General features: G+C 67.0%; 18 protein-coding genes. 7 read left to right on the top strand and 11 right to left on the bottom strand.

The features are described 5' to 3' along the window. Nucleotide 1: 1 nt before the first annotated feature. From AC1M0F_RS14375 to AC1M0F_RS14355, 5 genes are all read right to left on the bottom strand, one after another. Nucleotides 2–847 (bottom strand): fumarylacetoacetate hydrolase family protein, encoded by an 846-nt coding sequence (locus AC1M0F_RS14375; protein ID WP_480238931.1) that lies wholly within the window; start codon nucleotides 845–847, stop codon nucleotides 2–4. A 184-nt stretch (nucleotides 848–1,031) separates the two neighbouring features. After that, the gene (locus AC1M0F_RS14370; RefSeq protein ID WP_480238930.1) at nucleotides 1,032–1,904 is read right to left on the bottom strand and encodes an ATP-binding cassette domain-containing protein; all 873 of its coding nucleotides are present in this window, start codon (nucleotides 1,902–1,904) and stop codon (nucleotides 1,032–1,034) included. Continuing rightward, nucleotides 1,901–3,853, bottom strand: a complete 1,953-nt coding sequence (locus tag AC1M0F_RS14365; protein ID WP_480238929.1) for a dipeptide/oligopeptide/nickel ABC transporter permease/ATP-binding protein — start codon at nucleotides 3,851–3,853, stop codon at nucleotides 1,901–1,903. Before AC1M0F_RS14365 ends, AC1M0F_RS14370 begins: the two co-directional genes overlap by 4 nt. Next, on the bottom strand, nucleotides 3,850–4,791 hold the full coding sequence (locus AC1M0F_RS14360) for an ABC transporter permease (protein WP_480238928.1): 942 nt from the start codon (nucleotides 4,789–4,791) through the stop codon (nucleotides 3,850–3,852). The genes AC1M0F_RS14365 and AC1M0F_RS14360 overlap by 4 nt, the downstream gene beginning before the upstream one ends. A 59-nt stretch (nucleotides 4,792–4,850) precedes the next feature. Then, nucleotides 4,851–6,416 carry an ABC transporter substrate-binding protein gene (locus tag AC1M0F_RS14355; RefSeq protein ID WP_480238927.1) on the bottom strand — a complete coding sequence of 522 codons (1,566 nt, stop codon included), beginning with the start codon at nucleotides 6,414–6,416 and terminating at the stop codon, nucleotides 4,851–4,853. A 213-nt stretch (nucleotides 6,417–6,629) separates the two neighbouring features. On the opposite strand from AC1M0F_RS14355, the gene AC1M0F_RS14350 reads away from it, so the two are divergent. Beyond that, a complete protein-coding gene (locus AC1M0F_RS14350; RefSeq protein ID WP_480238926.1) occupies nucleotides 6,630–7,343 on the top strand; it encodes an META domain-containing protein in 714 nt (237 codons plus the stop codon). A gap of 13 nt (nucleotides 7,344–7,356) precedes the next feature. Here AC1M0F_RS14350 and pcaDC read toward each other — a convergent pair whose 3' ends face one another. Genes pcaDC through AC1M0F_RS14325 form a run of 5 tightly spaced genes read right to left on the bottom strand, consistent with a single transcriptional unit; the run spans nucleotide 7,357 to nucleotide 12,270 of the window. Continuing rightward, complete coding sequence (pcaDC, locus tag AC1M0F_RS14345; RefSeq protein ID WP_480238925.1) at nucleotides 7,357–8,538, bottom strand: bifunctional 3-oxoadipate enol-lactonase/4-carboxymuconolactone decarboxylase PcaDC; 1,182 nt, start codon at nucleotides 8,536–8,538, stop codon at nucleotides 7,357–7,359. Continuing rightward, a complete protein-coding gene (locus AC1M0F_RS14340) occupies nucleotides 8,535–9,734 on the bottom strand; it encodes a lyase family protein (protein ID WP_480238924.1) in 1,200 nt (399 codons plus the stop codon). Before AC1M0F_RS14340 ends, pcaDC begins: the two co-directional genes overlap by 4 nt. After that, nucleotides 9,727–10,302, bottom strand: coding sequence for a protocatechuate 3,4-dioxygenase subunit alpha (gene pcaG / locus AC1M0F_RS14335; RefSeq protein ID WP_480238923.1), 576 nt, complete (start codon nucleotides 10,300–10,302; stop codon nucleotides 9,727–9,729). The genes AC1M0F_RS14340 and pcaG overlap by 8 nt, the downstream gene beginning before the upstream one ends. Then, entirely contained in the window at nucleotides 10,295–11,080 is a 786-nt protein-coding gene (pcaH, locus tag AC1M0F_RS14330) for a protocatechuate 3,4-dioxygenase subunit beta (protein WP_480238922.1), read from the bottom strand. Before pcaH ends, pcaG begins: the two co-directional genes overlap by 8 nt. Before the next feature lie 11 nt (nucleotides 11,081–11,091). Continuing rightward, the gene (locus AC1M0F_RS14325) at nucleotides 11,092–12,270 is read right to left on the bottom strand and encodes a 4-hydroxybenzoate 3-monooxygenase (RefSeq protein WP_480238921.1); all 1,179 of its coding nucleotides are present in this window, start codon (nucleotides 12,268–12,270) and stop codon (nucleotides 11,092–11,094) included. 108 nt (nucleotides 12,271–12,378) lie between these two features. On the opposite strand from AC1M0F_RS14325, the gene AC1M0F_RS14320 reads away from it, so the two are divergent. Both AC1M0F_RS14320 and AC1M0F_RS14315 read left to right on the top strand, forming a co-directional pair. Then, the gene (locus AC1M0F_RS14320; RefSeq protein WP_480238920.1) at nucleotides 12,379–13,308 is read left to right on the top strand and encodes an aldo/keto reductase; all 930 of its coding nucleotides are present in this window, start codon (nucleotides 12,379–12,381) and stop codon (nucleotides 13,306–13,308) included. A 22-nt stretch (nucleotides 13,309–13,330) separates the two neighbouring features. After that, a complete protein-coding gene (locus AC1M0F_RS14315) occupies nucleotides 13,331–14,596 on the top strand; it encodes an alpha-L-fucosidase (protein ID WP_480238919.1) in 1,266 nt (421 codons plus the stop codon). On the opposite strand, the gene AC1M0F_RS14310 is transcribed toward AC1M0F_RS14315, so the two are convergent. Further along, nucleotides 14,560–15,522, bottom strand: a complete 963-nt coding sequence (locus tag AC1M0F_RS14310) for an EamA family transporter (RefSeq protein WP_480238918.1) — start codon at nucleotides 15,520–15,522, stop codon at nucleotides 14,560–14,562. The genes AC1M0F_RS14315 and AC1M0F_RS14310 overlap by 37 nt on opposite strands. A 68-nt stretch (nucleotides 15,523–15,590) precedes the next feature. Here AC1M0F_RS14310 and AC1M0F_RS14305 point away from each other — a divergent pair, with 68 nt between their 5' ends. The 4 genes from AC1M0F_RS14305 to AC1M0F_RS14290 all read left to right on the top strand — a co-directional run bounded on the left by AC1M0F_RS14305 (nucleotide 15,591) and on the right by AC1M0F_RS14290 (nucleotide 19,847). Continuing rightward, nucleotides 15,591–16,445, top strand: a complete 855-nt coding sequence (locus tag AC1M0F_RS14305) for a LysR family transcriptional regulator (protein ID WP_480238917.1) — start codon at nucleotides 15,591–15,593, stop codon at nucleotides 16,443–16,445. 72 nt (nucleotides 16,446–16,517) lie between these two features. After that, nucleotides 16,518–16,967: a helix-turn-helix transcriptional regulator gene (locus AC1M0F_RS14300; protein WP_480238916.1), complete on the top strand. Its 450-nt coding sequence runs from the start codon at nucleotides 16,518–16,520 to the stop codon at nucleotides 16,965–16,967. Between the two features lie 5 nt (nucleotides 16,968–16,972). Continuing rightward, nucleotides 16,973–17,383, top strand: a complete 411-nt coding sequence (locus AC1M0F_RS14295) for a VOC family protein (RefSeq protein WP_480238915.1) — start codon at nucleotides 16,973–16,975, stop codon at nucleotides 17,381–17,383. A gap of 73 nt (nucleotides 17,384–17,456) precedes the next feature. Further along, entirely contained in the window at nucleotides 17,457–19,847 is a 2,391-nt protein-coding gene (locus AC1M0F_RS14290; protein WP_480238914.1) for an ATP-binding cassette domain-containing protein, read from the top strand. Nucleotides 19,848–19,922: the final 75 nt, after the last annotated feature.

The following is a 19,922-nucleotide window of genomic DNA, read 5'->3' as shown; positions in this document are numbered from 1 at the left end:
CTCATGCACCGGCCCGCGCGGAGGCGTCGACGATCGGAGTCGAGAGGATTCCGAGCCGGTCGACCTCCACTTCGACGGTGTCGCCCGGCTGCAGCAGCCATGGCGGCGTCCGTACGTAGCCGACTCCCTCCGGCGTGCCCGACACGAGCACATCGCCAGGGTGGAGGGTGAATGTCTCGCTGACCAGGGCCAGGACGGCGCCGACCGAGAAGATCATGTCGCGGGTGTTGCCGTTCTGCACCTCGATGCCGTTGACACGAGTACGTACCGAAAGCCCGTCGCGCAGGTCGCCGACTTCAGTGCGGGAGACCAGGGGGCCCATGGGACCGGAGAAGTCACCGTTCTTGCCGAGAGTCCACTGCGCCGTCAGCTTCTGTGCCCTGCGGGCGGTGAGGTCGTTGAACGTCGAGTAGCCGAACACACCGGCCTCAGCGGTCTCGGCATCCACCGATTCGAGGCGGCGTCCGACGACGGCGGCGATCTCACCTTCCCAGTCGAGACCCGCCTCCCCTGTGGGAACGGGGGCGGGTACTCCGCCGACGCTGAGCGAGGCGGTCCAGCGACCGAAGATCGTCGGGTGCTCGGGCACTGCGAACGAGCCCTCTGCCGCATGAGCCCGGTAGTTGAGGCCGACGCAGAGCACGCGGGCCGCCGGCGGGATCAGCGGCACCTCGGTGACGTCGCTCAGGGGGAAGCTCTCACCCGCTCCGCTCGCGGCGCGCTGTTCCCAGCCGAACGCGTCCTCCCAGAACTCAGAGAGCGTAGCGAGCGGCCTGACGTGGTCACCGTCTATCACTCCGACCCGAACGTCGTGCGTCTCACTGGCGCCGATGCCGATGAATTTCATGTCTTGTCCTTCGTGTTTTTCGCCGCTGCGGCCGGGGCCCGGCGGAGCCGGGGAGGACGTCGAGTGGGAGGTCGAACACCTTCAGCGTGCGCGAGCGGGGATGCCGCGACGTATCTGCATTCCATTGGTTGGGAGGATGGATCGGGTCGTAGCCCGCTGGAGCGAAGCCTGGCTCGTGGTCGAGCTAGGGGACACGCACAGGAGCCGACGCCTTGAGCAATTGCCAGGCCTCCCGGCGTCGTGCCTGCTCGTCGGGATCCGGAACGGGCGAGGCGGCCATGAGGACCTGCGTGTAATGGTTCTGTGGGTTCCGAAGGACCTCGAGCGCCGGCCCGTGCTCCACCACCTGGCCCCGATTGAGCACGACCACGCTCTGGGCGAGGAACTCCACCACGGCGATGTCGTGGGCGATGAAGAGGTACCCGAGATCGTTGCCGCGCCGGAGGTCGGCCAACAGGTTGAGGACTTGCGCCTGCGTGGAGAGATCGAGGGCGCTCACGGCTTCGTCGCAGACCACCAGGCGGGGATTCGTCACCAGCGCCCGCGCGATGGCGATCCGTTGCCGCTGACCGCCGGAGAACTGGCGCGGATAACGTTCATCCGCTGTGATGGGCAGACCGACGGAGTCCAGAGCCTGCCTGACCCGCTGGATCCGCTCGTTTTTCGGTACCCCCGCCACGCGCAGGGGCTCCGCGATCGCGCTGCCGATGGGTCGGCGAGGATTGAGCGACGAGTACGGGTCCTGGAAGACGGCTCTCAGGTCTCCCTGCAGCGACCTCCGCTCGGCGGCGGTCGCCCGGGTGATGTCCCGGCCCTGGAAGAGGATCTGACCGCTGGTGACCGGCTGCAGTCCGAGGATCGCCTTGCCGATCGTGGTCTTTCCCGATCCGGACTCACCGACCAGTCCGACGGTCTCACCCCTCGCGATCGTGAACGACACGTCGTTCACCGCAGGCGCTGCTTTGCTGTGATAGCGGACGACGAGGTTCTTCACTTCGAGCAGCGGGACCTCTGACGCACCCTCCGCCATCGTTCCGACGCGTGTCGTTGTGGTCATGACAGTCCTCCTACAGTGACGGGCTTCCGCCACTCTTCCTGGCGGCCGCGGACCTCGTCGCGGCGCACGCAACGCACGACGCCCGTTCCTTCCGCACGCGGAGTGAGTTCGACAGGAACGAGGCACTCCTTCCGTGCGAAGCGGCAACGATCGGCGAAACGGCACGCGTCTGGCCACGAACCGGGCGCGGGGACCTGGCCGGGGATCGATGCGAGGTGGGTGGCACCGACGAGTTCGACGGCCGCATGGGGATCGGCGGCGAGCAAAGCCATGGTGTATGGATGCTCCGGTCGAACGAGGACGTCCCGCACGGTTCCGGTCTCCACGATGTGCCCTGCGTACATCACCGAGACGTCGTCGCAGATATCGGCGACGACCCCGAGGTCGTGGGTCACGAGGATTATCGACATTCCGCGTTCAGCTATGAGTCGCCGCAGAAGAGCGAGGATCTCGGCCTGGACAGTGACGTCGAGGGCCGTCGTCGGTTCGTCGGCGATCAACAGCCGGGGTGTACCGGCCAGCGCCAGGCCGATGGCGACGCGCTGGGCCATGCCGCCGGAGATCTCGTGGGGGTAGCTCGACAAGACACGGGCGGTATCGACGATTCCGACGTCGAGGAGGAGCTCTTCGGCGATGCGTTTGGCCTCACGTGAACTGACGCCGCGGAGTCGCTTGATCGCCGCAGCCAGCTGCCACCCCACCGTGAACATCGGGTCGAGGGCGCGGGTGGGTTCCTGGGAGATGTAGGCGATCTCATGACCGCGAACACGCTGCAGTGCCTTCTCGTCCGCGAGGGCGAGATCGACTCCGTCCCACAGGATGCTGCCTGACCGAACCGAGAGACCGGGGGCCAGCAGGCCGAGGAGCGCGTACGACGTCACGCTCTTGCCACAGCCGGATTCGCCCACGAGTCCCATCACTGTGCCCGGACGGACCCGCATCGAGACTCCGGTGACGAGGTCGGCGCCGCCGTCCACAGCGATGACGAGGTTGTCGACGACGAGCTCCCCCGGAGTGGCAGCGGGGGCGGCTGCTGCGACCGCTGCCGGGCGAGCGGTCTTCGTCTTACGGCGAATCGACACGAGCGGCGGAGGCATGGCCGATCCGCCACCGAGCACATCGGACAGGGCGTTGGCGGCGATGATGGTGAGGGCGAGGATGCCGCCGGTCGGAACCATCATCCACGGCTGCTGGAAGATGAAGCGCGACGCAGCCTGGATCATCCCGCCCCAGGTCGGTTCTGGGGGCTGCGGCCCGAGGCCGATGAATGCCAGGCCGGCCTGAAGCCCGATGGCGGCCCCGAACAGCAGCACGAACTGGACGACGAGAGTCGTCGACATGTTCGGCAGCACGTGACGGATGCTGGCGGTCATCGGCCGCACCCCGTCCACTGCTGCGGCATCGATGAACAGTTGCTGGTGGAGCGACCTGGCCTGCCCGAAGAGCACCTTGTAGATGGCGCCGAACAGCAGCACACCGAAGATTGCCATGATCAGCGGCATGTTCGTTCCCACCGCCGCGACCGAGGCGAGGATGATGACCATGCCTGGGAGGGAGAGCACGATCTCGCTGATGCGATTGACGACGCTCTCGACACGTCGACTGCGCGCCGCCCAGAGGGTGACCGGCACGGTGACCAGGACAGCGACGATCGGGGTGATGAGCGCGATGAGGAGGGTGGGGGCGGCGGCCGTGACCAGGCGCGAGAGGATGTCGCGGCCGAGCTCGTCCGTCCCGAGCAGGTGGGCGGCCGTCGGCCCCTGCAGCACGGCGGCGAGATCCTGCTCGAGCGGGCCGTAGCGAAGCCACGACGGTGCTGTGACCGATGCCACCAGCAACCCGACCAACCACAGAAGGGAGAGGATGACGGTGGGCGAACGGAATCCGCTCTTCGCCTTGATCTTCCGCTCACGGTTGACGAGGAGGATCGACGTTGTTGACTCGGTCATGACGTACGCAGTTTCGGGTCGAGGAAGCGGGTGAGGAGTTCGAGCCCGAGATTCACGGCGACCACGACGATCGTGGCAACCAGGACAAGTGCCTGGACCATGGGCAGGTCGGCCGAGCCGACCGCGGATTGCATCGCCTGGCCGACACCGGGGAGGGCGAACAGCACCTCGATGATCACGGACCCGCCGAACAGGATGATGAAGTTGATCGCGACGCTCGCGATGATCGGGAGGCTCGCTCCCCGCAGCGCGTGGATGTAGATGATCCGGTACGTCGGCGTTCCGACGGCCCGCAACGTGCGCATGTGCTCCTGGGTGAGCGACTCAGCCATCGACGCCCTCGTCTGCCTGGCGAGCCCGGCGGCCGACGTCAGTGCGATCGTGATCACGGGCAGGACGAGCGACTTGGCCCACGCCTCCGGGTCGTTGGCGAACGGGACGAATCCTGTCGCCGGAAGCACGCGCATCTGTACGGCAAAGACGTACACGAGCAGCACACCGAGCCAGAAAGCCGGGAGCGACAGCATGATTCCGAGGATGACGGTGATGACCCGGTCGACGGCGCCACCGCGTACCGCCGCGACCACTCCGAGAACGATTCCGAGCACCGCGCTGAGCACGGTCCCGAATACGGCGAGTGCCGCGGTGACCGGGATCCGCTTGGCGATGTCGCTGGCGATGTCCCGACCGTCGACCAGCGATGTACCCAGGTTGCCCTGGAGAACCTGGCCGACCCAGCTCAGGTACTGCGTGACCCAGGGGTCGTACCATCCGATCTCGACGTTGTATGCGTAGACCTGCTCCGGCGTTCCCGACTGCCCGAGCGCCACAGCACCCGGCGTGGAGCCGGACAGATGCACGAGAACGAACGCAAGGACCGTGGCGACGAAAAGGGTCAGGATCGCGAACGCGACCCGCTTCAGCACGAAGGTGACCATGAGTACTCCCTAGGACCTGGTGCCGCCGGATCTCGCCGGCGGCACCAGGTCATCAGATATCAGGATGCGGGCTGGAGCGACGCGAGGAGCGGGAAGACTTCGGTCCCGGGGAACGTCGGCTCTGCGACCTTCGCCTCGTTGAAGCCCCACGGGGCGAGCTGCTCGAAGAGCGGGATGAGCCATCCGGACTCGACGATGGACTGGTTGAGGTCGGTCAGGGCTGCTGCCTGTGCGTCCTCGTCCTCGCCGGCAGCTCCGACGGCTCCGGCCGCGGCCTGGATCTCGGGGTTCTCGGCCTTGTGGAAGTTGGCGAAACCGAAGAGCACTCCGAACACGTTTCCGAGAGGGTTCGTCCAGGTCAGAGGAATCGGGCCGCCCAGCGGTTCCGTCTGCACGACGGCGAAGGTCTCCTCGGTGGAGGCGGCGTTCTTGAGCGTGACGTTCACACCGATCGCTTCCCAGTACGGCTGGATGGCCTCGAGATCACGCTGACTATTCGGTGAGATCGTGAAGGTGAAGTCGAATCCATCGGCGTAGCCGGCCTCGGCCAGGAGGTCCTTCGCCGCTTCGGGGTCGTACGCGTATTCCTCCTCCAGCTCATCGATGTAACCGGGGCTGTCGGCGGGGAGGGCGTTCGCTGTCGGGACATCTCCGGCGTGTACGGCCTTCACGAATGCTTCGCGGTCGATGGCGATCGACAGTGCCTTCCAGACCCGAGGGTCGCTCCACTGGGGAGCGAGCGATCCGTTCTTGTCGAATGGAAGCAGATTCTGAATCGTGCCGCCGTTAGCCACAAGGCCGACATTGGCCGACTCGACCTGCGCCTTCGTGTCAGAGGTCACGTTGGCGACATCCACCTCACCGGAGATGACCGCGTTGGCGCGGGCCTGTGAGTCGAGGATCGGACGGAATTCGTACGACTCGAATGGGTAGGCGTCTGCGTCCGGGTGGTCGTCCTTCTTCACAAGGAGGTAAGAGTTTCCCTTCACAGAGGCGTCCGCGTCGACGGTCAGCGGACCGGAGCCGTCTGCCGTCGAGTCGAGGCTGTCGCGGTCTGCGGCACCGGTCGGTCCGACGATGGCGCCGGTGGGGAGCGTGAGGTTGGCTTCGAAGCCCTGCTTGGGAGCCGCGAACGCCAGGGTGACGGTGTCCTCGTCGACGACGGCGACGTCGACGATCTCGTTCTCGCCGCCCGGGGCGAATTGCGAGTAGGCCGAGAGGTCCGTGTCGCCGCGGGCGTCGAGGTTCTGCTTCACGAGATCGGCAGTGAGGGTCGAGCCGTCATCGAACGTTGCTGAGGTGTCAAGATCGAGGGTGAGCGCGGTGAAGTCCGCGTTGTACTCGAAGTCGGTCACCAGGTCTGGAACGACCTTGCCGTCCTTGTCCAGCACGAAGAGAGAGTCGTAGATGCCCTCGAAGAACATTCTCTGGCCGTTGCCGTACCGAACCGGGTCGTAACCGAGCGCCGCCTGGTCGGAGTCGATACCGATGACGAGCTTCGAGGTGTCTGCCGGTCCGTCCTGGTTGCCGGCGGCGGCGCCCGAGCAGGCGCTGAGGACGAGGGCTGACGCAGCCATGGCCGCGATGGCGGCTGCTGCACGTGCTGTGGGTGTGATGCGGGACATCCTGATCTCCTGTGATCGGTGCGGACTTCGTTGTCGGTACATCGCGTTAGGGGACGCGATCCCTCGGTAAAGCGTGCGCGAACGGGGCCGCCCGGTCGTATCGATATTTCATTGGATGGGAGGATCGGGGCTCACGTCCGCTGCCGCACCCGGTCCCTTTCCTTCCGCTTCGAGCCGTTTCATGATGGGTATGGGACGCGCGAGGGAGGTGCCATGTCGAGTCAGCGGTGCCTCAGGATGGCCGGGATCGTTGCTCTCCTGTCCGTCATGATCTCCGGGTGCGCACTGGGCGGAACGTCGTCCGCGACGCCGGAGTCGCTGGTGGGCACCTGGTCGCTGGAGGAGACGTTCGATTCGCCGGAGCAGCCGTTCATCTCCTTCGTCAGGGACCGGTCCTGGAGCGGGTCAGACGGCTGCAACCGAGTGGCAGGCGAGTGGGCTCTGGAGGACGACGGGACGATAACCGTGACGTCGGGGCCGCAGACGCGACTGGCTTGCGATGGTGCCGATTTGCCCGTCGCCGTGACGGAGGCGGAACGGGTGGAGGTCCGCGGAGACATTCTCGTCATCCACGGTTCGCGCGACGCCGCGGTCACGGAACTCGTGCGCTCGAGAGACCCGTTCGTCGGCCCCCAGACTCGGCCGATCGGCTACTGGGTGGAGGACGACTCGGCGGGCGCGCCCTTCCTCTTCCTCAGCTCTCGGGGCAGCTTCTCCGGGAACGACGGTTGCAACACCCTGACAGGACCGTGGGAGGCCACCGACGACGGCGGCATCCGTTTTCCCGCGACCGTCTCGACCGAAATGTTCTGCGAGGGCGTTGCCGCCTGGCTGGGAAATGCTGTGCTCGGCCGGGTCATCGGCGGTGTGATGTCCCTGTACTCCGAGGACGGCGAGGTGATCGGGCAGTTGCGGGCCCGACGCTGAACGCGCGCTGCCGCTACGGTCGCGCCTGGTCGACATGCGCGAACACGTCGCGCATGATCGCGAGCGCCGCATTCGCGGCCGGGAGCCCGGCGTAGAGTGCCGTGTGCAGGATTACTTCGGCGATCTCGTCCCGAGCGAGGCCGTTGCGCAGCGCCGCACGCACATGCATCCGGATCTCGGCCTCGTGCCCACCGGTGACGAGTGAGGCCAGGGTCGCGATGCTCCGTTCCCGGCGGGAGAGTTCTGGGCGCGCCCAGACCTCCCCCCAGGCGTAGCGCGTGATGAAATCCTGGAACGCGGCGGTCTCCGGGGTGACCGCCGCTGTCGCCGCATCCACGTGGGCATCGCCGAGAACGGCACGCCGAACCGCCATGCCTGCGTCGTGACGCGTCGGTGAATCAGAAGAGCCGCGAATCGCCTCAACGAGAAGCGCAGCAGCTTCCGCGGGCTTCTCGAGCGGGGCGAGGTGCGCTGCACCGCGGATCTCCGCGAACCGCGCCACGGGCAGGGCGTCGGCCATGGCCTTCATCGACGCGGTCGTCGTGACCGCGTCGTGTTCGCCGCTGACGACAAGCGCGGGAACCTGGATTCCCGCGAGGGACGACGTCCGGTCGAACTGCCCGAGCGCATCCGTGCACAGGGCATACGATTCGTCATCGACGTCGAGCAGGGTGCTGAGTCCCTTCGCCGCCGGACCGGTCGGGTCGGCTTCGAGGTGCCCGGGCGCGTACCACCGTGCGGCGCTGCCACCGACGAGTGATGCCGTTCCCGAGCTGCGCACCTGGCTTCCGCGTTCGGCCCAGCCCCGCTCGTCGCCGATGCGCGCCCCGCTGCAGAATGCCGCGAAACTCAGCAGTCGTTCCGGATGCTCCGCGGCGAGGTCGATCGCCACCGTTCCGCCGAGCGAGATGCCGGCAACGTGAAACCGCCCGCCGCCGACCTCGTCGACGAGTCTCAGCGTCGCCTGAGCGAGGTCTCCGATGCTGAATGGTTCGCGGGCTGCTGGGCTGGCGCCGTGGCCGGGCAGGTCGACGCGCAGGATGCGCACCTCTAGAAGCTGACGGGAGAGCTCGGTCACGACACCGTCCCAGACGGCCGTCGTCGTGCCCAGGGACGGCAGGAGCACGAGCAGCTCGCTCGACCTCGAGTCCGCCGCGGCGGGAGTGATCGAGCCGAGCAGGCGGGGAACGGTCATCGCGACTCCTTCTGGGCTGCCGCCAGGAACCGGCGGTGTGCGGACCCGACGATGCGTTCGGAGGCGGCGAATGTCGCCGCAGGATCCCTCTCGAGGTCCGGGCTGAGCAGGCGGTTGAGTTCGACCGCCGATCGATCGACCCCGAGGGCTGAGAGCATCGATGCTGCGGCATCCGCGCTCTCCACGGCGAGGCGGAGGAGACCACGGAACGCGGACCACTCGGCGTGCCACTCCCCGGCCGGTCGGGCGTCCTGGGAAACCCCGGCGGTGTGGACCGTGGCGAGCAGGCCGGCCGCACGAAGCCCGTTCGCGCTGAGGAGCACGGCGTCGACCGGGTTGTGCTTGTGCGGCATCGCCGACGAGCCCCCCGTCGTGCCGAGAGACACCTCCGCGATCTCGGTCCGCGCGAGGAAGGCGACGTCCTTGCCGACGCGGCCAAGAGCGGTGACGACGAGGGCGGACGACGATGCGATGCGCAGGATCGGACTGCGTTCGCTGGGCCACGAACGCCCGGGGTCGTCGAGGTCGAGGGCGTCGGCAAGCGCCGCCCGCAGCGTACCGGTGGTATTCGCCGAACCGGCTGCGCGATCGAAGTCTTCCCCCGTGCCGACGGCTCCGCCGAGCTGGACGGGATACGCGGTGGTGTCGATCGCGTCGATCGCCGCCGTCACCCCATCGAGCCAGCCGGCCACAGCGACACCCACGGTGCTCTGCGCTGCATGCTGGCCGAGCGTTCGCGCGATCGACAGCGTCTCCTTCTCGGCGATTGCGAGCTCGGCAAGGCTGTGCCCTGCTGCGACGAGGCGTTCGCGGGCGTCGCCCAGGGCGCGACGTGCGACGAGCACGAGCGCGGTGTCGAGGATGTCCTGGCTGGTCGCTCCCGCGTGGACCCGTCCTCCTGATCCCGGGACGACGGCCTCTGCCTGCACACGGAGTTGAGCGACGAGCGGGATGACGGGCACACCGCCCGCCCGTGCTCCCGCGATCAGGTGGCCGCGGTCGAGGTCCTCTGGCCGCAGGGCATCGGCCACGTCATCGAGATCCTCGCCCAGCACCTGGCCCCACGCACGCACGAGGCCGCGCTCGACGTCGACGAGCGCCCCGAGCACAGCGTCATCCGAGGTGACCGCAGCAGACCCCGCGAGCGGTTCGAGCAGCCCCCAGTCGGTCGCGTCGGCACTCGAGCGCTCAGCCATGGATCTCCGCATCGAAATCGAGGAAGACGGTTTCGCTGTCTCCCTGCAGTCGTATATCGAAACGGTAGCTCTTCTCGGCGTCCGGCGCAGCGAGAAGAGTGACGCGGCGGGCCGGATCTACCGCGGCGAAAAACGGGTCACGGCCGTTGCGCTCGGCTTCGTCTCCGAAGTAGGCGCGGGTGAACAGGTGATGCGTCAGACCGCGCGCAAAGATCGTGACGAGAACATACGGCGCGGCTTCCGGCCGTGTCGGGCCTGGCTTGATCGTGGAGAAGTCGTAGTGGCCGGCCCGATCGACAGCGGCACGACCGAAGCCCGTGACCGTGTGGCCGTCGCGGTCGAGACTGCCCCGCTCCGTGATCACGCGACCGGAGGCATCCGCGTGCCAGATCTCGACGATGGCGTCGGGGATCGGATCGCCTGCGCCGTCGTAGACCGTGCCGTGGAGACGGATCGCGTCCGGATGCCACCCGGGGGCGACGTCCGGGCCACCGACGTATGGCAGCGCGTAGCCGAAGAACGGGCCGACGGTCTGCGACGGCGTCTGGCCGAGGGGGGTGTCAGGCATGGTCGGCATCCTCCGGTTCCATCCACGTGGACTTCGGACCGGTGAGCACGACGTCCCACCGGTAGCCGAGAGCCCACTCGGGCTCGCTGACGTCGTGGTCGTACGCTGCGACGAGGCGGTCCCTGGCAGCGGGGTCGACGATCGACTGGTAGATCGGATCGAGGCCGAACAGCGGGTCACCAGGGAAGTACATCTGGGTGATGAGCCGCTGCGTGAAGGCCGAGCCGAAGAAGGAGAAGTGGATGTGCGCTGGGCGCCACGCGTTTCGATGGTTCTTCCACGGGTAGGCGCCCGGCTTGATCGTCGTGAGCCGATATTCCCCGTCGTTCCCGGTGATCAGGCGCCCGACCCCGGTGAAGTTCGGATCGAGGGGGGCGGGATGCTGGTCGCGCTTGTGCACGTACCGGCCGGAGGCGTTCGCCTGCCAGATCTCGACCAGCTGGTTGCGGACGGGGCGACCGTCGCCGTCGAGCACCCTGCCGGTCACGATGATGCGCTCTCCGAGTGGTTCGCCGGTGTGCTGGATCGTGAGGTCACTTTCCTCGGCGGCGACGTCGGTGTGGCCGAACGCCGGGGAGACCAGTTCGATCTCCTCCGGGTCGGCACGCACAAGTTCGTGGGTGGGATGCCGCAGGGTCGTGCTGCGGTAGGGCGCGAAGTCCCGCGGCGGGTGTGTTGCGAGAGGCCGGCCGGAAGCTTCCGCTGTGGCGCGGTGCTCGGCGTGGAGGGCAGCTATCTCGTCTGAGATCACCTGCTGGGTCACGGGAGTCGAGTTCATCGGGCATCCTCTCAGATCGGGAGGCCGGCGTATTGCTCGGCCAGGCTCTGCATCGCGTGGGTGGAGCCGGTGACGTACTCGAGCTGGCCGACCTGGCTCCGGTAGCGGAAGGCGCGGGCAGAGGCATCCGGGTCCTCGTGATGGACATGGAGCATCTCGGTCATCCACTGCGAGAAGTGCTGCACCTGCCACTGCCGTGCGAGCGCATGATCGCTGTAGCCGGCGAGACCGGTGTCGTCTCCTGCGTGATGCGCGATCAGCGCGCGTCCGAGCATGGCGACGTCGGCGATGGCCGAGTTGAGACCCTTTGCCCCGGTCGGCGGCACGATGTGGCCCGCATCCCCTGCGAGGAAGAGCCGACCGCTCGAGAGCGTCGAGGTCACGAAACTGCGCATCGGGGTGATGGACTTCTCGGTGATCCGGCCCTCATCGAGCGTCCAGCCTTCGACGCCGAGACGGGTGTGCAGTCCCTCCCAGATCCGCTCGTCGCTCCAGTCGTCGACGGACTCGTCAGGTCCGACCTGCAGGTAGAGGCGGGAGACCTGCCTGCTCCGCATCGAGTGCATCGCGAAGCCGTCGGGGTGAAGCGCGTAGATGAGGTCATCGGTCGATGGCGGCACGTCGGCGAGGATGCCAAGCCAGCCGAACGGGTAACTGCGCTCGAAGACGTGCAGCTCAGAGGCGGGGATGCTGCGGCGACAGACCCCGTGGTACCCGTCTGCGCCGACGACGATGCCGCACGACAGCTCCCTGGTCGATCCTTCGTGCGTGAAGGTCACCGTTGGACTGCTGCCGTCGATGCCGATCGGCGTGACGTCGGCTGCCTCGAACAGGATTGTGGAGCCGATGCGTTCGTGTTCGGCGAGCATGTCGGCGACGAGGGCCTGCTGGCCGTAGACGGTGACGGTGCGGCCGACGAGGTCACGGAAGTCGACGTGCCGCCTTCCGCCGTCGAATTGCAGGTAGATGCCGCCGTGCTCGAGGCCACGGCTTCGCAGGTTCGCGTCGAGCCCGAGGTCGGTGAGGATGTCGACCGATCCCTGCTCCAGGACGCCGGCCCGGATACGCGAGAGCACGTGCTCGCGGGTCTGGCGTTCGAGAATCACGAAAGGGATCCCGGCCTGGGAGAGGATGTGCCCGAGCAGGAGTCCGGCCGGGCCGGCTCCGATGATGGCCACGCTGGTCTGCACGGATCCGCCTCTACATCGATGGGAAGGTGATCCAAGCATCCGTCATCCGGCCGAGCGGAACATCCCCTGTTCCGTTGAGTGGAAGAGCGGTCCTGCAATACTTCTCGGATGAAGACTTCTTTGATTCCTCAGACAGATCTCGAAACCTCCAACGTCATCCTCGGCCTGATGCGCATCTCCGAACTCTCCGATGCCGAAATCCGGGATCTCATCTCGGCTGCCAGGGATGCCGGGATCAACTACTTCGACCACGCCGACATCTACGGCGGCGCACGGCACGAGTGCGAGCGTCGGTTCGGCGACGCCGTGACCTTCTCCCCTGCAGAGCGGGAGTCGGTGGTCGTGCAGTCCAAGGTCGGCATCCGGGACGGCTACTTCGACTTCTCGCGTGAGCACATCCTCACGACCGTCGACGAGTCCCTCGCCGCACTCAAGCTCGACTACCTCGACGCCCTCCTGCTTCACCGCCCTGACACGCTCGTCGAACCGGAAGAAGTCGCCGCCGCCTTCGACGAACTCCACGCCGCTGGCAAGGTGCGTCACTTCGGGGTTTCAAACCACACTCCTGGCCAGACCGAGCTCCTCAAGAAGTTCGTCAACCAGCCCCTCGCGATCAACCAGGTTCAGCTGAGCATCACGCACGCACCGATCGTCGCCCAGGGCACAGCCGCGAACATGGTCGGCCTCGACCAGTCGATCAGCCGCGACCTCGGGATCCTCGATTACAGCCGACTCAACGACATCACCCTCCAGGCCTGGTCCCCCTTCCAGAAGGGCTTCTTCGACGGGGTGTTCCTCGGTGACCGCGAGAAGTTCGCCGAACTGAACGACGTGATCGACGAGCTCGCCTCCGCATACGACGTGCCGACCTCCGCGATCGCGGTCGCCTGGATCACCCGTCATCCCGCGAACATCCAGGTCGTCCTCGGCACCACGACGATCGCCCGGGTGCAGGACTCCGCCCTGGGCTCAGACCTCCCGCTCACCCGCGAGGAGTGGTACCGCCTGTACACCGCGGCCGGCCACATCCTGCCGTAGGCCAGAGCGGAACGCCGACGACATGACGAGCACCCCCTCGCCCACAGACGCGCAACTCGCCTGGCAGAGGATGGGCATGGGGATGTTCGTCCATTTCGGGCTCAACACCTTCGCCGATCGCGAGTGGAGTGACGGCACCCTGCCCGCCGGCTCCTTCGATCCCAGCGACCTCGACGCGAGGCAGTGGGCGCGCACAGCGGTGGATCTCGGGGCCGAGTACGTCGTTCTCACCGCCAAACACCACGACGGTTTTTGTCTCTGGCCCACCGCGACCACGTCGTATTCGGTCGCGTCCTCACCCTGGAGATCAGGGAAGGGAGACGTCGTGGCCGAACTGGCCGACGCCTGCAGGGACGAAGGCCTCAGGCTCGGGCTCTATCTCTCGCCCTGGGATCGCAACGCCCCAAGTTACAGCGACCCGGCAGCGTACGACGACGTCTATGTCGCCCAGCTGACGGAGTTGTGCACACGGTACGGCCCGCTCGTCGAGCTCTGGTTCGACGGGGCAGGCTCCGAAGGGCACCGCTACGACTGGGCCAGGTACATGGAGGTCGTCCGCTCGCACCAGCCAGACGCGATGATCTTCAACATGGGCGAGCCGACCATCCGGTGGGTCGGCAACGAGGACGGCCTGGCCGGCGACCCGGTGCGGTACGTCATCGACTCCACTCCTGACAGCCAGTACGTGGGGACCGCGACGTCCCTCGTGACGGAGGCCTACCTTCCACCGGAGTGCGATGTCTCGCTCCGGCGCAAGTGGTTCTGGAGCCCTGACGACGAACCCAAGTCGGTCGAGCACCTGCTCGCGATCTACTACCGGTCGATCGGGCTGGGGGCGAACCTGCTCCTCAACGTGCCACCGGATCAGTCGGGGCGGATCTCCGCGACGGATGCCGCTCGGCTCGCCGAGTTCCGCTCGGAGCTGGATCGCCGGCTGGGACGACCGGTACCGACGCGGCTGTCACAGGACGGCGACAGGGTCACGGTGCACTGGGACGGGCCACTCACGATCGAGCATGTCGAGCTCGAGGAGGACCTCAGCGACGGCCAGCGCGTGTCGGGCCATTCCGTCAGTATCAACGGCTCCGTGGTCGCCGGCGGCGGGAGCATCGGCATCCGGCGGATCCACCCGATCCCCTCCGTCGTCGCGCACAGGCTGGCAATCGATCTGACGGGCGAGGGCGGACGACTGCGCTCGGTCACTGTACGCACCGGCGGAGACAGTTCCATGGAACCCCAGATCCCGGCGGGTTACGAAGCGCCCACCGACACACCTGACGACGCCTGACCAGCCGCCCGACCGCGCCGCATCCCGGTCACCGCCGCGTTCACCGCAACGATGATCGCGATGCCGAGCCATTCGTGGGCAACGGGCACCTGGTGCAGCACGACGAGCCCGGCGAGCGCCGCGATCACCGGGTTGATGCTCATGAACACGCCGAAGACCGGTGTCGGCACCCGACGCAGCGCGAGGAGGTCGAGTGCGTACGGGACGGCGGAGCAGAACACTCCGGCGGCGACGGCGGCAAGGACCGAGCTCACGTCGAACCGCCCCTGAACGGCGAACACGACAATCGCCGGTGCCGACATCACTGCGGCGACGAGTGTCGCCGCAGCTGCTCCGTGCAGTCCGGTGGTGCGTCGCCCGATCACCCGGTTGAGCAGGATGTACGACGCCCAGCAGCAAGCGGCGATGAGTCCGAAGCCGACGCCGATCAGGTCACTCGACGGCCCGGGTAGCACGAGGATCCAGACGCCCGCGAAGGCGGCGACCGCACAGACGAGGTCGAGCAGCCTCCTGGACGATGCGAGCGCGACCCCGAGCGGCCCCAGGAATTCGAGGGTCACGGCGAGGCCGAGCCCGATGCGATCCACCGCCGAGTAGAGCGTCAGGTTCATGATCACGAAGACGAGGCCGAGAAGCAGGATCGGCCACCACTGCGCTCGCGTGAATCGGTGCAGGGGCGGGCGCACCACCGGCATGAGCACGGCTGCTCCGACGATCTGGCGGACGGCGACCACTCCGACCGGCCCGATCGCGTCGAAAGCGGTGGCGCCGACGGCGGCACCGAACTGGTTGCTCGTCGCGCCGGACAGCATCATGAGGATGCCGGAGGGACTGACGCGAGTCGGAGCCGCTGCCGTGTGAGGCGTCGGAAGACCGGCCGTCGTCGGCGCGGTGTTCGTGCGAGTTGTCGTCAGGTGGTCGTTCACGATGCCAGTCTCACGAAATGTGACGACACCGCAGAATGCGTGACGGGGTACGGCCATACGCTGGACGCATGGCTCTGGATCTGTCGCACCTGCGGTTACTCGTGGCCTGCGTCTCGCAGGGCACGATCACGGATGCCGCCATCGAGGTGGGTTTGTCGCAGGCGGCGGCGTCCCGCGCGATCGTTGCACTCGAATCAGAGCTCGGGACCCGTCTGCTCCGCAGGGGACCCAGAGGCGTCATTCCGACTCCGGCAGGCAACAGGGTCGTGGCGCACGCCAGGCGGGTGCTTGCAGAGGTCGATGCCTTGCGCACCATGGCCAGTTCGGAGAGCGGGACATTGCGGGTCGGCTACGCGTGGGCCGCCTTCGGGGCCTACACCGACGGCATCCGCAAACGATGGTCGACGGAGCATCCTGACACCCGCCTCGAACTCGTCCACGTCAACTCGCGCACCGCAGGTCTCGCCGAAGGGGTCGTCGACGTCGCGGTGCTCCGCGTGCCCGTCGACGCCCGGTTCGAAACCGTGGAAGTCGGCCGGGAACGCCGGTTTGCCGCGATTCCTGCAGACGACCCGCTCGCACGTCGCCGGTCGCTGTCACTGGCCGACCTGGAGGGCCGTGTCGTCGCGACGGACCCGGAGTCGAGCACGACGACGGCGGCGCTCTGGCCCGAGGCGAGTGTCACGATGACACGCATCTCAGACATGGAGGAATGGCTCGACGAGATCGCAACGGGCGGAGCTGTCGGCACCACCGCAGAGGCAACGGTCGCGCGGCATCCTCGTCGTGGCGTCGCCTACCGGGTGCTTCGCGGAGCACCTCCGATTCCGGTGACGCTTGCCTGGTGGCGCGACGACACGGCGCGCGACGGACGCGCGCTGGTGGAGATCGCGCGAGAACACTACGCCGACGGGCGTCCATGACCTGATGAGTCTGCATCCGCCCGGATCGCGGGGGCGTTGACCAACCCGGTTCGAGATGGAACGATCGTGCAGGTGACCAGCACCACCGACACGACACAGCGCCTGAGCGATCTCGCCCGGCTGCGTCGGGTGCGCGACCGGATGGACCGGGAGTACGCGCAGCCCCTCGACGTCCAGGCGCTCGCGCGGGGCGTCAACATGTCTGCCGGTCACCTCAGCCGTCAGTTCCGTGAGGCATACGGCGAATCCCCGTACGCCTACCTGATGACGCGACGGATCGAGCGCGCGATGGCGTTGCTGCGTCGCGGCGATCTCAGCGTCACCGACGTCTGCTTCGCGGTGGGCTGCGCGTCCCTGGGCACCTTCAGCACGCGCTTCACCGAGCTGGTCGGTGTGCCCCCAAGCGTCTATCGGCGCGAGAGCGTGCACACGACCGCCGGGATGCCGGCCTGCATAGCAAAACAGGTGACGAGACCGGTCAGGAATCGAGAAGCGCGCGTGCCCGTGCCCCAACTAGGTTGACTGCCATGAACATCACCATTTTCGCGAGTTTCCTTCCGCACACGGATCCGGATGCCTCTCTGTCGTTCTACCGCGACGTCCTCGGTTTCGAGGTTCGCAACGATGTCGGCTACGAGGGGATGCGCTGGATCACCGTCGGCCCTGTCGGCCAGCCGGACACGGCCATCGTCCTCGAGCCACCGGCCGCCGACCCTGGCGTCACCGACGACGAACGCCGCACGATCGTCGAGATGATGGCCAAGGGCACCTACGGCGGCATCGCCCTGGCCACCCCTGACCTCGACGGCACCTTCGAACGGCTGCAGGCCAGTGGTGCCGAGATCGTCCAGGAACCGATCGACCAGCCGTACGGCATCCGGGACTGCGCCGTCCGTGACCCGGCTGGCAACCAGATCCGCATCCAGGAGCTGCGCTGAAGCTGGTTAGATCGAACCAGGCGACACCGATGGAGTCCGCGAGCACGGCTCCGCCCCGACAGATGGAGACACGATGAGCATGGCCACGAGGACGGACACGCAGTCGTCAGAACCACAGGTTGCAGACAGCCACGATTTGATCCGCGTCCAGGGCGCTCGCGTGAACAACCTGAAAGACATCAGCCTGACGATCCCGAAACGTCGGCTGACGGTGTTCACCGGAGTCTCCGGATCCGGCAAGAGCTCACTGGTGTTCGGCACCATCGCCGCGGAATCGCAGCGGATGATCAACGAGACCTACAGCGCGTTCCTGCAGGGCTTCATGCCGTCACTGGCGCGCCCGGACGTCGACGTGCTCGAAGGGCTGACGACAGCGATCATCGTCGACCAGGAACGGATGGGCGCGAACTCACGGTCGACCGTCGGAACCGCCACAGACGTCAACGCGATGCTCCGCATCGTCTTCAGCCGCCTCGGCCAGCCGCACGTCGGATCGCCGCAGGCATTCTCTTTCAACGTCGCATCGATCAGCGGCGCCGGTGCGGTGACCCTCGAGCGCGGCGGAAGAACCACGAAGGAGCGCCGGAGCTTCGAGATCACCGGTGGCATGTGCCCGCGCTGCGAGGGTATGGGCACGGTGAACGACATCGACCTCAGCCAGCTCTACGACGATTCCAAGTCGTTGAACGAAGGCGCGATGACGATCCCCGGCTACACCGCAGACGGCTGGGGCGTGAAGATTTACGCAGGGTCGGGCTTCGTCGACCCGGACAAGGCGATCCGTGACTACACCAAGAAGGAGCTCGACGACTTCCTGTACCACGAGCCCACGAAGGTGAAGATCGGCGACATCAACATGACCTATGAGGGACTGGTTCCCCGGGTCCAGAAGTCGATGCTCTCCAAGGACCGCGAGGCCATGCAGCCGCACATCCGGGCGTTTGTCGACCGAGCGGTGACGTTCACGACCTGTCCTGACTGCGGCGGCACACGACTCAACGAAGGTGCACGATCGTCGAAGGTCGCCGGCATCAACATCGCAGAGGCCTGCGCGATGCAGATCAGCGACCTCGCCTCCTGGGTCCGCGACCTCGACGAACCATCGGTCGCGCCGCTGCTCGTCGCACTGCGTGACACCCTCGACTCCTTCGTCGAGATCGGGCTGGGCTATCTCTCACTCGACCGGCCTGCCGGGACACTGTCAGGAGGTGAAGCCCAGCGCACGAAGATGATCCGTCACCTCGGGTCATCGCTCACCGACGTCACCTATGTCTTCGACGAGCCGACCATCGGTCTGCACCCGCACGACATCGAACGGATGAACAAGCTGCTTCTGCAGCTGCGCGACAAGGGCAACACCGTGCTCGTCGTCGAGCACAAACCGGAGATGATCGCGATCGCCGACCATGTCGTCGACCTCGGCCCCGGCGCCGGAACCGGTGGCGGCAACATCACATTCGAGGGATCCCTCGACGCCCTCCAGTCCAGCGACACCCTCACCGGGCGTCACCTCCATGACCGGGTCGCTCTCAAGGACACGGTGCGGAAGCCGACCGGCGCCCTCGAGATCCGCGGAGCCACCGAGCACAACCTGCAGAACGTCGACGTCGACATCCCCCTCGGTGTGCTCGTCGTCGTCACCGGAGTGGCCGGCTCCGGCAAGAGCTCCCTCGTGCACGGATCCATCCCCCGTGGTGCCGATGTGGTGTCGATCGACCAGGGGGCGATCCGCGGTTCACGGCGAAGCAACCCCGCGACATACACCGGAATGCTCGAACCGATCCGCAAGGCGTTCGCGAAAGCCAATGGCGTGAAGCCTGCGCTGTTCAGCTCCAACTCCGAAGGCGCCTGTCCGGTGTGCAACGGCGCAGGAGTCATCTACACCGAACTCGGTGTGATGGCCACCGTCGAGTCGCCGTGCGAAGTGTGCGAGGGCAAGCGGTTCCAGGCCGAGGTGCTCGAGTACAAGCTCGGTGGCCGTGACATCAGCGAAGTGCTCGCGATGTCCGTGACCGAGGCGGAAGAGTTCTTCGGATCGGGCGAGGCCCGCACTCCGGCCGCTCACGCCGTGCTCGACCGGCTCGTCGACGTCGGACTCGGCTATCTCAGCCTCGGCCAGCCGCTCACCACCCTGTCCGGCGGCGAGCGCCAGCGGCTCAAGCTCGCCACGCAGATGGGCGAGAAGGGCGGGATCTACGTGCTCGATGAGCCGACCACCGGCCTGCACCTGGCCGACGTCGAGAACCTGCTCGGCCTGCTCGACCGGCTCGTCGACTCAGGCAAGTCGGTCATCGTGGTCGAGCACCACCAGGCGGTCATGGCGCATGCGGACTGGATCATCGACCTCGGTCCAGGAGCCGGTCACGACGGCGGCCTTGTCGTGTTCGAGGGTTCGCCTGCGGATCTTGTCTCCGGCCGGTCCACCCTCACCGGCAAGCACCTGGCGGCATACGTCGGCGCCTGATCGGCGGCGCCGATCGATCAGTTCTGAAGAAGCACCGACGGCATCCGACGAATAGAGTCTGTCCCATCAGGTCCC

The sequence above is a fragment of the Mycetocola sp. Y719 genome (assembly GCF_056713205.1).
The sequence above is the reverse complement of the archived record's forward strand: the minus strand, read 5'-3'. Positions and strand labels throughout refer to the sequence as shown.

Bases quoted from the DNA above. Each gene is read 5' to 3' on its own strand.
- AC1M0F_RS14375 (WP_480238931.1), bottom strand. From the start codon at position 847: ATGAAATTCATCGGCATCGGCGCCAGTGAGACGCACGACGTTCGGGTC.
- AC1M0F_RS14370 (WP_480238930.1), bottom strand. From the start codon at position 1,904: ATGACCACAACGACACGCGTCGGAACGATGGCGGAGGGTGCGTCAGAG.
- AC1M0F_RS14365 (WP_480238929.1), bottom strand. From the start codon at position 3,853: ATGACCGAGTCAACAACGTCGATCCTCCTCGTCAACCGTGAGCGGAAG.
- AC1M0F_RS14360 (WP_480238928.1), bottom strand. From the start codon at position 4,791: ATGGTCACCTTCGTGCTGAAGCGGGTCGCGTTCGCGATCCTGACCCTT.
- AC1M0F_RS14355 (WP_480238927.1), bottom strand. From the start codon at position 6,416: ATGTCCCGCATCACACCCACAGCACGTGCAGCAGCCGCCATCGCGGCC.
- AC1M0F_RS14350 (WP_480238926.1), top strand. From the start codon at position 6,630: ATGTCGAGTCAGCGGTGCCTCAGGATGGCCGGGATCGTTGCTCTCCTG.
- pcaDC (WP_480238925.1), bottom strand. From the start codon at position 8,538: ATGACCGTTCCCCGCCTGCTCGGCTCGATCACTCCCGCCGCGGCGGAC.
- AC1M0F_RS14340 (WP_480238924.1), bottom strand. From the start codon at position 9,734: ATGGCTGAGCGCTCGAGTGCCGACGCGACCGACTGGGGGCTGCTCGAA.
- pcaG (WP_480238923.1), bottom strand. From the start codon at position 10,302: ATGCCTGACACCCCCCTCGGCCAGACGCCGTCGCAGACCGTCGGCCCG.
- pcaH (WP_480238922.1), bottom strand. From the start codon at position 11,080: ATGAACTCGACTCCCGTGACCCAGCAGGTGATCTCAGACGAGATAGCT.
- AC1M0F_RS14320 (WP_480238920.1), top strand. From the start codon at position 12,379: ATGAAGACTTCTTTGATTCCTCAGACAGATCTCGAAACCTCCAACGTC.
- AC1M0F_RS14315 (WP_480238919.1), top strand. From the start codon at position 13,331: ATGACGAGCACCCCCTCGCCCACAGACGCGCAACTCGCCTGGCAGAGG.
- AC1M0F_RS14305 (WP_480238917.1), top strand. From the start codon at position 15,591: ATGGCTCTGGATCTGTCGCACCTGCGGTTACTCGTGGCCTGCGTCTCG.
- AC1M0F_RS14295 (WP_480238915.1), top strand. From the start codon at position 16,973: ATGAACATCACCATTTTCGCGAGTTTCCTTCCGCACACGGATCCGGAT.
- AC1M0F_RS14290 (WP_480238914.1), top strand. From the start codon at position 17,457: ATGAGCATGGCCACGAGGACGGACACGCAGTCGTCAGAACCACAGGTT.